Origin of the sequence: Campylobacter concisus, assembly GCF_002913945.1 — a bacterium.
Lineage (GTDB): Bacteria > Campylobacterota > Campylobacteria > Campylobacterales > Campylobacteraceae > Campylobacter_A > Campylobacter_A concisus_P.
Window position 1 is genome coordinate 85,816 of the sequence record NZ_POZK01000019.1, and the last position, 13,605, is coordinate 99,420.

The window sequence follows — 13,605 nt, forward strand, 5'->3', positions numbered from 1 at the left end:
GCATTTTATGCGAAGTCATTATTGCACCGATCTTAGCAAAGCTGATATCGGTAAAGAAGTAATACTTTGTGGCTGGGCAAATACATATAGAGACCACGGTGGCGTTGTTTTCATCGACTTAAGAGACGTTAGCGGGCTTATACAATTAGTTTGCGATCCGGCTGATAGCAAAGAAGCACATGACGTGGCTGCAAAAGTAAGAGATGAATATGTCTTAAAAGCAAAAGGAAAAGTAAGAGCTAGAGGCGAAGGACTAACCAATCCAAAGCTAAAAACTGGTGAGATAGAAGTAATAGTAAGCGAGCTAATCATCGAAAATCCAAGCGAGCCGCTACCATTTATGATAGGTGATGAGAGCGTAAATGAGGACATCAGACTAAAATATCGCTTTTTAGACCTTAGAAGCGAGCGCTTACAAAATATATTTAAAATGCGTTCTCGCGCAGCGATCGCAGCTAGAAATAGCCTAGATAAAATGGGCTTTATCGAGTTTGAAACTCCAGTTTTAACACGCGCAACTCCAGAAGGTGCGAGAGACTATCTAGTGCCAAGCCGTGTATATCCGGGTCAATTTTATGCGCTCCCACAAAGTCCACAGCTATTTAAACAGCTTTTGATGTGTTCTGGCTTTGATAAATATTTCCAAATCGCAAAATGTTTCCGCGACGAAGATCTAAGGGCTGATCGTCAACCAGAATTTACCCAAATAGATATCGAAATGAGCTTTGTCGAGCAAGAAGATATCATAAATATGGCTGAGACGATGCTAAAAGATATTTTTAAAGCCTGCGGATACGATATTAAAACGCCATTTAGACGCATGAGCTACAAAGAGGCGACCGAGACTTATGGCTCAGATAAGCCTGATCTTAGATACGATCTAAAAATGATCGATGTGATCGATATTTTCGAGCGCTCAAGCAATGAAATTTTTAGCTCTATCGCAAAAGATAAGAAGAAAAACCGCATCAAAGCGCTAAAAGTGCCAAATGGCGACAACATCTTTAGTAAGCGCGAGATGAATAGATTTGAAGAATTTGTACGTAAATTTGGCGCGCAAGGTCTTGGCTACTTCCAGATGAAAGAAGATGGTTTAAAAGGCCCACTTTGTAAATTTTTCGAGCAAAGCGATCTTGATGAGATCATCTCAAGATGTGAACTAAAAGTTGGTGACGTTGTATTCTTTGGTGCTGGCAAGAAAAAGATCGTACTTGATTATATGGGAAGATTTAGAATTTTCCTAGCTGAGCAAATGGGCATCATTGATCAAGACAAACTTGAGTTTTTATGGGTGCTTGACTTCCCAATGTTTGAGCAAAATGACGATGGAAGCTACTCTGCGATGCACCATCCATTCACAATGCCAAAAAATATAGACGAGCCTGATCTTGAGGACATCCTTTCTATCGCTCACGACGTCGTGCTAAACGGCTTTGAGCTTGGTGGCGGAAGTATAAGAATTCACAAAAACGATATACAACAAAAGGTCTTTAAACTTCTTGGCATAGATGAAGCCGAGCAGCGTGAGAAATTTGGCTTCTTACTTGATGCCTTGACATTTGGTGCACCTCCACATGGTGGTATCGCGATCGGATTTGACAGGCTAAATATGCTCGTAAATAAAGCAAGCTCAATCCGCGATGTTATAGCCTTCCCTAAAACACAACGTGCTCAGTGCCCACTAACAAAAGCACCAAGTCACGCTAGCAACGAGCAGCTTAGAGAGCTGGGACTTAGGATAAGAGAAAAAGAGCAAAAGGCTTAAAAATTTTTGCAATAAATTTAGACTTTTTGGATGTCTAAATTTGAGTTAATTTAAAGATTTAAATTTTTGAGGTGAATTTGGATGTTGCATAGAAATTTGCAAACTCATTCAAAGACACTCAAAAAATATAAAAAAGGGAAAGAATGAAGAATTTATTTTTAATCATAGGCGCTCCAGGTAGCGGAAAAACAACAGATGCATCGATCATCGCACAACAAGATGAAAAATTTGCGCACTTCTCAACTGGCGATCTTTTAAGAGCTGAGGTTGCTAGCGGTAGCGAGCTTGGTAAGCTAATAGATGGCTTTATCTCAAAAGGAAATTTGGTTCCGCTTGACGTTGTCGTAAATGCGATCGTATCAGCCATTAAAGGCTCAAAAAAATCAAACATTATAATAGACGGATACCCAAGAAGCGTTGAGCAAATGACTGAGCTTGACAATGTATTAAGCGAGCAAAAAGAAATTTCTCTTAAAGGCGTCATCGAAGTAGACGTTAGTGAAGATGTAGCGAGAGCAAGAGTACTCGGTCGCGCAAGAGGTGCTGATGACAACAACGAAGTATTTAACAACCGCATGAAAGTATATCTTGATCCGATCGTGGCTATCCGCGAATTTTACAGCAAAAAAAAGCTACTTCATGCAGTAAACGGTGAACGCGGTATAGACGAGATCGTAGCTGATATCAAAAATTTACTAGCTAAACTTTTATAAATTTACAGACCTTGCATCAAAAGGTGCAAGGTTTTAAAACTTACTTTTCATTAACATCAAAAATGTAATATCCTTTTAAATTTTTACAACAAATTCTAAAAGGATAAAAATGAAAAAAATTATAGTCGCTTCACTAGCTGCTAGCATCGCAATGGCTGGAGGCTTCACATCAAAACACTCAAGCGAAACGATAAGCGTAAAAGATGCCTTAAAACTAAACGACGACACCAAAGTTGTGCTAGAAGGTAAGATAAAATCAAATATAAAATCAGACAAATATGAATTTATCGATAAAAATGGTGATGTCATTGTTGTTGAAATCGACAATAACAAATGGGGCAACATAACAGTCAATGAAGATACACCTTTACGAATAAGAGGTGAGATAGATAAAGACCTTATGAAAACAGAGATCGACGTAGATAGCGTAGAAATCATAAGGTAGTTAAAATTTACACGGATTTAATGCAAAAAATACTAAAATCACGAAAATTTCTAATAAAAAGGACGAATATTATGGACGTTTCAAAAATCAAAGCTGGCTCAAATCCAGATAAAATCAATGCCGTAATCGAAATACCTTATGGCTCAAATATCAAATATGAGATCGACAAAGATAGTGGCGCGATCGTAGTTGATCGCGTGCTTTACTCAGCGATGTTCTACCCAGCAAACTACGGCTTTGTGCCAAATACACTTGCAGCCGATGGCGATCCAGCTGATATTTTGGTACTAAATGAGTATCCGCTCCAAGCTGGTAGTGTCATCCCTTGCCGCTTGATAGGCGTTTTGGTAATGGAAGATGAGGCTGGCATGGACGAGAAACTTTTAGCTGTGCCGGTTGCAAAGATCGATCCAAGATATGACGCGATAAAAAGCTATGAAGATCTGCCAGTTGCAACACTAAATAAGATCAAAAATTTCTTTGAAACTTATAAAATTCTTGAGCCAAACAAATGGGTTAAGGTGAAAGAATTTAAAGATGCAAATGCTGCAAAAGAGATTTTAGACGCTGCAATAAACAATTATAAATAATTTATAAGCCCTATTTTAGGGCTTTTCTTTTTAAATTTGCCTGTTTTATACTCCACATAAAAAGGCTATTTTTTATATTTAGATAAGCTTTTTCTTGTATAATACAATTTTCTTTCAACTGTGGGTTCATAGCTCAGTTGGTTAGAGCATCCGGCTCATAACCGGATGGTCCCAGGTTCGAGTCCTGGTGAACCCACCATTTTCTATTTTATTTATAATCTTTAATCTTCTAAAAGTTCCTAACTTTAAGACTATTTTGCTTTTGATTTAAGAATCAAAGTGAAATTTTATTCACCTTGATCTAATATCTTAAAATTTATATTCCAGCTTCATGCCGCCGCTTACGCCGTAGCTTTTGTCGTTATCTAGCATTCCGCTAAGTTGATAAGAAAGCGCAAAATTTTCGCTAATTTTCGTATCCGCGGTCAAATTTAGCTTATAGACCAGTTTGTTATTGTCGAGCTTGTAGTCGACGTATTCGTTTGAGTTATTTAGCGAAATGTAAGATTTATCGTCAGAGTTATAGACATTTTGTTTTAACAAAAATTGTACCGCAAATGCATTTTTATCGCTATTTAACACATACTCGACGCCGACTCCCAAAGCTACGTTAAAGTCGTTTATGTCTTTTTGATCGTATCTATCGTTTTTAAAGCCGTTTGCGCCGTTTGCGCCAAATTCTAGCGCAAGTACGGGCTTGATAGCCTGAGCGTATTCGCCGTTTGATCCGAGCGAAATTTTATATTTATAGTAGTTGCTCGAAAGGATACCCGTGCTTCTTACGCTAGCCTTTTGCGAATCATTTAAGCTGTGCTTAGAATTTACGAAGGCTAAATTTAGATTGCTCTGTATCTCATGAGCGTCTCGCTCAAAAAGTCCATACGCTCCAAAGCTATAAATTTTTGCATCGTCGCTCATGTAGCCTGAGTTAAATTTAGCCTTGCTCGCGCCCGCATTCACGCCTAAAATAAACTCGTCATAGCTCCTGTCGTAGCCTATATACGTGCCGTAAAATTTCAAATCTCCGCCGCTATCTTTATCTTTAAAGTATGCTCCGTTTACGTTCGCCCAAAAATTATTTCTTTGCTTACTAGCCTCAGCCGCTTCGTAGGCTATTGCAGCGGTCGGTTTAAAATCGCTCTCAAGTCCCGCTAGCCTAAACTGCGAAATATCGGCCTTTGCTCTTAACTGAGTAATTTGAGATAATCTCGAATTTATTAACTCATTGCCGTTTTGTAAGGCTTTGACGCTAACTTTTAAAGACGAAGCCGAAATTTCTTTCATATCGGATTCCGCCTTTAACGCCATTTGTCTTAAAGTCTCGGTATCGCCGCTTTGGATGGCGCTTTCATACTCCGGTCTATTTTTAAACATATTTAAAATTTTATTTTGACGTTCGCTAAATCCGGTCAACCTTAGCTCCTGCTCAGATCCCGGCGTCGCAGACGGATTCTCGGCTTTTTTATCGCTTAATCTCATCGTAATTTTGCCGTCTTTTATGGCATAGGTCGTAAAAAGACCGTTGATTTTTTGCTCGGTATTAAATATCGCGCCTTTGTTTACGATACTTTCTGCGCTTACGAGCGTATAGGTTTTTTCAGCAGTCATCTCGCCTTTCAAAGCCGCCGCAAAATCGATATTAAATTTCATCCCCGCGCCAAGCGTCAAAACCTTTTTAAAATCCAAAATAGGCTCGTTTGCATTACTAAAATTTTTAATATTTAAATTTTTCGCTACGGTCGTATCGGGGTCAAAGGTTAGTTTGTTTGCTCCGCTAACGTCTAGATTTTCTATTTCTAATTTACCGCTTCCAGCCGCTATGCTGCGAGTAGGAGCCGTATTTTTGCCGTTTATTACGAGCTCTTTTAGCTTAGTCTTCGTGCCGCCGACTCTTAGCATGCTGTCGCTATCCATGATGATTTTATTTTTAAAGCTAACGTCTTTAACTAGCAAATTTCCTTTTTCTACGTTTTGGCGGTATTTTAAGCCGTCGTCGTAAGTATTTGAGCCGTCAAATTTATCGATATAGTGAGTTAATTCGCCACTTAAATTTATAACGGAATTTTTCGCCTCTATATTGCTATTTACGTCCGCGTCCTTACCTATCGTAAGTTCTGAAGAGTTTATTTTTATACCCTCTTTCGCATTAAATTTTCTCTTCTCCCAATCAGGCTGCGATAGCGTAGAGGGGCGAGTTAAATCCATATATGAAGGTTCGCTTAAACCGGCAGCGGCTATTTTATCCTTTACCGCCTGCGTTAAAACGCTATTATCTGCCGTAGCATGAGCAGTCGGATGTCCTTGAAGCGTAACCTTGGCGTTATTTAGACTCAAACTTCCGTCTATATCAAAACCGCCGTCAAATACGAGCTCTCGCCCTTGCCCATCGTGTTTTACGTCTATATTTTTATCTACGCTCGCATGAAATATCGTATCCTTACCGCTTTCGCCGCTTATTTTAAGCGTTGCCTTTTGAGCGGATAAATTCGTGATTTTAGCGGCGTTTGAATTAGCCGAAACGTTACTAAAAATTTGATCGAATCCGTTTAAATCAAGCTTTCCTCCGCCGTTTCCAAAGAAAATTTTATCGTTTAAACTATCGTCTACGCTAAGCCTTAATAAACCTCTACCGCTAGTTAAATAAATTTTTTCAAAAGCGTTTACGGCTCTTAGATCCACGATACCGTCGCCCAACCTTAAGGTTTTATTACCGCTAGAATTTACGATTAAACTTCCTTTGCCGACTTTATGTACGCTAGTATCGGCCGCTACGTTTAAGCTCAAACTTGCGCCGCCAGCTACGTCAAAGCCCGCAAGTCTAGTTATTTTATTGCTTCCGATACCGTTTAGAAGGGTAAAATTTCCGCTATTTACGACGATTCCGCCGTGGCCTAAGTCAAGGTTAGAATTTAGCGTAATGCTTGAACCGTTTGCGGCGTTAAATATATTATCTTTATTTCTTGCGAGTTGGGCATTTGAGACGTTTAAACCGCTGACTAAATTTTCGTAATTTCTCCTATAGTCGCTAAAATCTCTCATCGTTACGATTGAGGCGTGATTGCTATTATCGGCGACCACCGATAAAACCCCTACTAGAACCCATTTTTGCGCTACCGTATCGTACACGAAAAATCCAGAACCGCTATCGCCGGGCAAAAGCCTGTTCCTAAAACCCCTATCAGAGGTCATAAACATATAAACGCCGGGCCTATTTATACTCGAGATATGCGTCTTATAATTAGCCGAATAATGCGTGCTTATTTCGTTTACGCTTCCGCCCAAAGTCTGATTAACGATATTTTGATCTTCAAATTCTCTTGCGCTTACGACGTCGCTATATCCGTCGGTATCAATTTTCGGTTTTTCTAGCCCGAGCGCTCCAGTGCCCGCTTGATAGGCAAGAACGTTATCGCCTCTAGCGCCGCCGCTATTTTTTATATCATTTAAATAGTTTTGTATTTTATCTATATTAGCCTCATCGGTCGCCCTGCTATCGCCTGAAATATCTAAATTCGGTACGTCTATCGGATCTATTTGTCCCTCTACGATGTATTTAGTCGTTCGCATATAAGCGGTATCGGAATTATATAATCCCTCCGTCGGAGTCGCCATACGAGAGGTTAGATATTCGTATTTCGTATTGCCAAACCATCCCCTATTTTCGTTAAAATTACTAGCCGCGGCAGCATCTAACGTATGGTTCGCCGTTACGACGAAATTTCGTCCGAGTGAAGTAAAATTTCCTTTATTATTCCTAGCACTGCTATTTGGGATTTTATCAAACGTAAATTTGTCGCCGTTTCTTTGCGCAAATTCTAGCGGAGTATCTTGCGGGGTAAAAACGCCCTTATTTTGCGCAAAATCAAGATAATCCCTATAATAATTCGTCCCTATATCCATAACCTGCGCATTCGCGCAAGCGCATAAGACGCTCGCTAAAGCGATAGAAATACCGAATTTGTTATTTTTCAAGATAAACCTCCATTTTGTGAATATAATTCCATTTAAAATAAGGGAAGCATTTTACAATATTTTTTATTGTTTAATGACTAAAACCTTAATTATTTTTTAGACATTAAATTTACAATATAATTTTTTATCTTATTAAAATTATCTCGCTTTTTAAACTTACTTTTGGTTATAATTACACCAAATTTGGTCGCAGTTGCGATTTACATTTGCATAAATTTACCTTCAACTACCATTTTTGCAAATTTCAAAAGTCAAATTTCATAAGTTTCGCGTGCCGAAAATATCAAATTTACATTTCTTAAATCCCAAAAGGAGATTTCATGGAATTAAAACAAACCGGTATATCACGCCGTGGCTTTTTAAAAGGTGCTTTAGCCACAGCTGCTGTTGCCACTCCGCAAACGATGCTAGCTGGCTTTACGCCCTTTAAGTCTGACTCGCTTCAAGTTTGGTCGTGCGGTGGCCTATCTGAAGCATTTAATGAGCTAAATGCCATTTACGAGGCAAGAACAGGGCACAATATCCAATACACTGGCGCATTTGCTGGTGCTCTTGGCAAGTCGCTTTTAGCACTTCAAAGCACGACCGAGCTCTTTGGAGCAAGGGTTTTAGAGCTTTCTAAAAAACTTCGCAAAGCTGGTCTTAGCCTCCACTTTAGACCGCTATGCTTTACCGACTACGTCCTAGTCGTGCCAAAAGGCAACCCTGCTGGCATTCGCGACTTAAAGGACCTTGCTGAGCCAGGAGTTAGAGTGATGCTGCCTCTTAGATCATCGCCCCCTGGTAGTGGCCCAGTCAAAGGGATCTTAAAAAACTCAAACCTAACTGATGCGGTGATGAAAAACATGGTCGCAAACGGATCATGCGTCATAAATATGATGTGCGAGCTAGTTGATGGCAAGGGCGACGCTTCGATCATCGAAAAACGCCTAACAACGCACGATAGGTTTAAAGACAAGATCGAATATATGCCCATCGATGAAAAGCTCATCCCGCCTGGACCGCTCACTTTTACACTAAATATAATGAAATATGTAAAAGATGAAAGGCTCGCAAATGACTTTGCAGACTTTGTTTGCGGCACCGAGGGGCAAGAAATTTTTGAAAAGCATGGCTTTACCTCCATTTATTCAGCGCGTGGGCTAGAGCTTATAGAAAGGTTTGGTGTAAAAGATGTGTAGTATCTGTAATAGCGCATGCTCTAATAACAGTGCATGCGGTAACGTAAATTTAAAAAAGAAAAGTAAAAACTCTCCCACAACAAAGATAAGACGCCTAGTGCAGCTCATCTTTATAGCAGGCATCGGACAATGGGCGTATTATGGCATTTTTAGATGCCCTTTTGTAGTGCCTTTTGTAAATTGCCAAAACTGCCCTATCATCACCTGTTGGGGGCGGATCACGTCGCTATTTTTTGGATTTTGGCTATTTATCCCAGCGCTTGTCATCCTCTTTGGTAGGGCATTTTGTGGCTGGGTCTGTCCAGCTGGCTTTGTCAATCAAATGCTTGGTAAATTTGCATTTTTCAAGCTAAAAATTCGCAGCAAAAAGCTAATAATCGCTCAAATAGGCATGCTAGCTACCATAGCAATCAGCCTTTGGGTCTATTTCGTCTGGGGCAATCCACGCATGATGATACCTATAAGAACGAGCGATGAGTACCTAACTGCCGTCACTTTATCACTTCGCTTTGGCGAATGGGAGTGGGTCACTCGCACAGCAGTCATCATCTCAGTTATGCTAGCCTCGCTAATTGTAGCTAACCTTTGGTGTCGTTTCGTCTGTCCATCAGGCGGCGTACTTGAAATTTTGCGTAGATTTTCGATATTTCGTGTCTATAAAACTAGTGCTTGTGACGACTGTGACGCGTGCTTGCGCAAGTGCGAGATGGGGACAAGACCTAATGAGATAAACTGCACAAACTGTGGAGACTGTCTAAATGTCTGCCATGCAAATGCTATTAAATTTGGAAGGAAAAAGAGCTAATGATCTTTCGCACTAAGGCTGAACTAGACAATCACCCATGCTTTAACAAAAAAGCATCCGCCAACTACGGACGCGTGCATCTACCAGTTGCCCCACACTGCAACATCCAGTGCAACTTCTGCAACCGCATATATGACTGCGCTAATGAAAATCGCCCTGGCGTAACAGCAAAGGTGCAAACTCCAGATGAATCAGTGAAATTTTTAGAAAAGCTCTTTAAATTTAGACAAGACATCTCAGTCATCGGCATCGCTGGACCTGGCGATCCGATGTGCGACGCTGACAAGACGCTAGCGACCTTTGAAAAGTGCAAATCCCACTTCCCAAATGTCCTGCTATGCCTATCAACTAATGGCTTAGCACTGCCTGAGCACGTTGATGAGATCGTGCGCCTTGGCGTGAGCCACGTGACAGTGACTGTTAATGCCGTGACGCCAGATGTTGGCTCGAAGGTATATTCGTGGGTGAGATATGAAGATAAAAACTACTACGGCGAAGAGGCTGCTAGGATACTGCTAGCACGCCAGGACGAGGGCATCCGCAAGCTAAAAGAGGCTGGTATGCTAGTAAAGATAAACACCGTAGTCATCCCTGGGGTCAATATGGATCACGTCCAAAGCATCTCGGCAAAGGCAAAGCAGTGGGGAGCTGACATAATGAACTGCATGGCGATGATACCGGTGCATGATACGCCTTTTGAAAATTTAAAATCCCCTTCAACTGATGAGATCCACCGCATCCGTAGATCAATAGGTAGTGACATAAATCAAATGTCACATTGCAGTAGGTGTCGCGCTGATGCATGCGGCAAACTTGGCGAAAGATAGAGATAAAAGGCACTAAATTTAGTGCCTTTTGCATTTTTGGTTTTTGGTTTGTGGCTCTGGGCTAAATTTTGTAAATTTTGTTAGATATCAAAGTTATAAAAAGCATAGGAAAGAGTGATTAACTCGTAGTTAGAGCAAGCTTTGTTCAAAATCAAAATGGCGAAAATTTCTTTACATTGCTTTGCAAAACATCTTTTTACAAACTCTTTTAAAAGCTTTTTAAGTGAGCTTTAAATCACACATCTTAATACTTTACCAACTTATAGAATAAGCGTTGCTATCTTCATCTATCTCGTAGTTTTGATAGTCTTTGTTGAATTGAAGCTTATGATATGAGCATGCCCTAAGAGCTCTTTTTGAAGCAACCTAATCATGAAATTTCTATAAAAGTTTATGATTTTAACTTTGTTTTAAAAATATAGACGCCGTTTTATGCGGCGTTTAAATTTATACTCGTATTTATTTGCTATTTCATAAATTTTGTCTTAGCAAACTGCCTAAATTTTCACTTGCTTTAAATTTACAAGCTCAAATTCTGCCCAAAATTCGCTTCCAGCTCCAGCTTCACTTTTTACGCCAAGCTTTGCGCCGTGAATTTTAGCGATGTTTACAGCAATAGCAAGACCAAGACCACTACCTGTGTTTAGGCTTTTGTTTCTTGAGCTATCAGCTTGATAAAATTTATTCCAGATTAGCTCGCTATCTTTTTGCGAGATACCCATACCATCGTCTTTTATAGATAAAAGTGCGTGCATTTTTGAGACGCTTAAATTTAGCGAGATTTTACTTGTGGCAAATTTTAGTGCGTTGTTTAAAAAGTTATCCACGAGCCTTGATATCATCAGCTCATTGCCAAGGATTTGAGCATCTGGCGCTACCACGCAGCTAAATTTTAGCCCCTTTGCGCCTGCTAGCTTCTCATAGTCTGTGGCTAAATTTTGCAAGATAGAGCTTAAATTTATGCGTTTTAGCTCCAAATTTCTGCCAGCTTCCAGTCTTGAAAGCTCTAAAATTTGATCTATCAGCGAGCTAATCTTTCTTGACTGTCTTGCGATTATCTCTAGCGACTCTTTTGCTTCGTCTAAATTTTGCGCGTAACTAGTTGCATAGTCGCTCTCAGCCATGATGACAGATAGTGGTGTTCGCAGCTCGTGCGAGATGTCTGAGGTGAGCTGTTTTTCGCTTTGATAGACCTTTTCTAGCGAGTCAAGCATTGAATTAAAAACGCTCGCAAGCGCGTGCAGTTCGTCTTTGCCAGCAGGTAGGTCAATACGCTTTGAAAAGTCCCGGCTGCTGCCTATCTCAAGGGCGGTTTTAGACATCGTGGCGACTGGTTTTAGGGCATTTTTTATCGTTTTGTAGCCACCATAAAGTACAAAGGCAAATAAAACCGGCACAAAGACGCCAAGGGTCAGCAAGAATAGCCCCTCTTTTTTGAAAAATTTCTCTGCATTTATCACTCCTCTGACCCAGACATCTTTGCCTTTAGCTGCGATATCGTAGTAGTAAAAGCGGTTTTCGCCTTCTTCATAAAGCTGCACCGCACCGCTGTTCATTTTAAGTGAAATTTGAAAGCGCTTTGGCGCTAAACCACCGATCACATCGCCTTTTGCGTTATATTTTATAAAAAATATCCCATCATCGTATGGCTCAAATTCATCCATATCGTTGGCTATTTTGGTAACTGATTTGGCTAGCTTTTTTTGGCTCACGTCCTCAAAAACCTCATCCGCCACGACCGCCGAGATAGCAACTAGAGCCGCCACGATAACGATGATAAAAAACGAGTACCAAAGCGTTACGCGCGCGGTTATTGGGATATTTGCAAGCGCTTGCTTAATCCTTAACAACATAGCCAAGCCCTCTTTTAGTCTGGATCGCCTCGCACTCGCCAAGCTTTTTTCTTATGTTTTTTATAAGCACATCGATGATGTTTGAGCCGCCCGTGTAGTCAAAGTCCCAGACGTGCTCTTTGATCTGGTCGCGGGTTAAAATTCTGCCTTTGTTTAGCATCAAAAGCTCTAAAATTTCATACTCTTTGCCAGTTAGCTCGATCTGCTCGCCGCTAAATTCGACTGACTTTTTAGAAAGGTCGATCTTTAGCTCACCTGCGCAAATTTCACTAGCCACATTGCCGCTGTTTCGGCGAATGAGCGTGCGCACTCTAGCTAGCAGCTCCTTAAAGTCAAATGGCTTGACCAAGTAGTCATCCGCGCCCGCGTCAAGCCCCTTTACAACGTCGTCCACATCGTCTTTTGCCGTTAGTATCAGCACAGGGGTCGCTAGCTTTGCGGCGCGCGATCTTTGCAAAAATGTAAGTCCGTCCATCACTGGCATCATAAGATCAAGCACGATGAGATCGTAGTGCGCCACGGCGGTAAAGTCCATCGCCTCCTCGCCGTTAAACGCGCTATCAACGCTATATCCGTTTTTCTTTAGGTGCCTTGTAATGACGCTATTTAGGTCCATTTCGTCCTCGACGACTAAAATTTTCATCCCTGCCTCTTTTTGGTTTTGCTCGCTATTTTATCAAATTTAACTCTTTATTTTTAGGCTAAGTATCTCTCCGTTGCCGGCTGCTATTTTAAAACAATATAAAAAGTCGTTAAATTTAGCCTTCGCCTCGTAAAAATACTCCCTGCTAGCTTTGTTAAACGCCTCCATCTTGCCTAGATAAATTTGACCAAATTCAACATTGCCAGCCTCTGTTTTTAGGTGTTTAGCGACGATATCTTTGACTAGATCACTTGAGATGATCTGCGCGCCGTCAAATTTAGCCTGCTCTTCATTTACCTTTGAAAGCTCTGCCTTTTTGGCCTCATCTTTTAGCTCGTTCGCCAAATTTCCCAGCCACTCTCCAGCCTTACCGGCACAAGCTAGCACGCCGGCTGCGCTTTGCAGCGAAATTTCGAGCGCTTTTTTAAATAAATTTTGCGCTTTGCATTTCGGGGCGCCCCCGCATATTTTTCCGCGCTTTCGCTTGCCTTGCTCGCGTTATGATCTAAATTTTCGCAGCCCTGCTCCGCCCCGCTTTCGACGGAATTTTGCTCGACGCTTTCATCTAAAATTCGGTTTGGATTTTCGGCCGTGCTTTCCTCGCCGTTTTCATCTAAATTTAGAGCGCTTTCGCTCGCCGCACTCGCGCCGCCGTCTAAATTTGCGTTTAAATTTTCATCCGCGTTTTCGTTAAAATTCGCGCTCAAATTTTCCTCCGAATTTCGCCCGCTAGTTTTCTCGTATAAATTTTGATCCGTATTTTTGCTCATCTTTTTTCCTTAGTTAAATTTAGCGCCCAAATTTCTCTGGG

General features: G+C 40.9%; 12 protein-coding genes and 1 tRNA gene. 8 read left to right on the forward strand and 5 right to left on the reverse strand.

Annotated elements, in window-relative coordinates:
• The first annotated feature begins 7 nt into the window (after positions 1–7).
• The 5 genes from aspS (at position 8) to CYP64_RS04640 (ending at position 3,712) form a co-directional block, all read left to right on the forward strand.
• The gene (gene aspS / locus CYP64_RS04620; protein ID WP_103648854.1) at positions 8–1,765 is read left to right on the forward strand and encodes an aspartate--tRNA ligase; all 1,758 of its coding nucleotides are present in this window, start codon (positions 8–10) and stop codon (positions 1,763–1,765) included.
• Positions 1,766–1,908: 143 nt separating this feature from the next.
• Positions 1,909–2,478: an adenylate kinase gene (locus CYP64_RS04625; RefSeq protein ID WP_103648855.1), complete on the forward strand. Its 570-nt coding sequence runs from the start codon at positions 1,909–1,911 to the stop codon at positions 2,476–2,478.
• A gap of 109 nt (positions 2,479–2,587) precedes the next feature.
• Positions 2,588–2,923 carry a NirD/YgiW/YdeI family stress tolerance protein gene (locus CYP64_RS04630; RefSeq protein WP_103648856.1) on the forward strand — a complete coding sequence of 112 codons (336 nt, stop codon included), beginning with the start codon at positions 2,588–2,590 and terminating at the stop codon, positions 2,921–2,923.
• Positions 2,924–2,994: 71 nt separating this feature from the next.
• Complete coding sequence (ppa, locus tag CYP64_RS04635) at positions 2,995–3,513, forward strand: inorganic diphosphatase (RefSeq protein WP_103648857.1); 519 nt, start codon at positions 2,995–2,997, stop codon at positions 3,511–3,513.
• A 122-nt stretch (positions 3,514–3,635) separates the two neighbouring features.
• Positions 3,636–3,712 (forward strand) — tRNA-Ile (locus tag CYP64_RS04640).
• Positions 3,713–3,822: 110 nt separating this feature from the next.
• On the opposite strand, the gene CYP64_RS04645 is transcribed toward CYP64_RS04640, so the two are convergent.
• Positions 3,823–7,485, reverse strand: coding sequence for a S6 family peptidase (locus tag CYP64_RS04645; RefSeq protein ID WP_103648858.1), 3,663 nt, complete (start codon positions 7,483–7,485; stop codon positions 3,823–3,825).
• 320 nt (positions 7,486–7,805) lie between these two features.
• Between CYP64_RS04645 and CYP64_RS04650 the strand changes: the two genes are divergently transcribed.
• Genes CYP64_RS04650 through nifB form a run of 3 tightly spaced genes read left to right on the forward strand, consistent with a single transcriptional unit; the run spans position 7,806 to position 10,298 of the window.
• Positions 7,806–8,666, forward strand: coding sequence for a substrate-binding domain-containing protein (locus CYP64_RS04650; RefSeq protein WP_021090879.1), 861 nt, complete (start codon positions 7,806–7,808; stop codon positions 8,664–8,666).
• Complete coding sequence (locus tag CYP64_RS04655) at positions 8,659–9,471, forward strand: 4Fe-4S binding protein (protein ID WP_103648859.1); 813 nt, start codon at positions 8,659–8,661, stop codon at positions 9,469–9,471. The genes CYP64_RS04650 and CYP64_RS04655 overlap by 8 nt, the downstream gene beginning before the upstream one ends.
• Positions 9,471–10,298: a nitrogenase cofactor biosynthesis protein NifB gene (nifB, locus tag CYP64_RS04660; RefSeq protein ID WP_103648860.1), complete on the forward strand. Its 828-nt coding sequence runs from the start codon at positions 9,471–9,473 to the stop codon at positions 10,296–10,298. The genes CYP64_RS04655 and nifB overlap by 1 nt, the downstream gene beginning before the upstream one ends.
• 497 nt (positions 10,299–10,795) lie before the next feature.
• Here nifB and CYP64_RS04665 read toward each other — a convergent pair whose 3' ends face one another.
• From CYP64_RS04665 to CYP64_RS04680, 4 genes are read right to left on the reverse strand one after another with little or no spacing between them, the layout of a single operon-like run.
• On the reverse strand, positions 10,796–12,151 hold the full coding sequence (locus CYP64_RS04665) for a sensor histidine kinase (protein ID WP_103648861.1): 1,356 nt from the start codon (positions 12,149–12,151) through the stop codon (positions 10,796–10,798).
• Positions 12,135–12,794: a response regulator transcription factor gene (locus CYP64_RS04670; RefSeq protein ID WP_103648862.1), complete on the reverse strand. Its 660-nt coding sequence runs from the start codon at positions 12,792–12,794 to the stop codon at positions 12,135–12,137. The genes CYP64_RS04665 and CYP64_RS04670 overlap by 17 nt, the downstream gene beginning before the upstream one ends.
• 39 nt (positions 12,795–12,833) lie before the next feature.
• Positions 12,834–13,181 (reverse strand): hypothetical protein, encoded by a 348-nt coding sequence (locus CYP64_RS04675; RefSeq protein ID WP_103648863.1) that lies wholly within the window; start codon positions 13,179–13,181, stop codon positions 12,834–12,836.
• Positions 13,175–13,564, reverse strand: coding sequence for a hypothetical protein (locus CYP64_RS04680; protein WP_103648864.1), 390 nt, complete (start codon positions 13,562–13,564; stop codon positions 13,175–13,177). The genes CYP64_RS04675 and CYP64_RS04680 overlap by 7 nt, the downstream gene beginning before the upstream one ends.
• Positions 13,565–13,605: the final 41 nt, after the last annotated feature.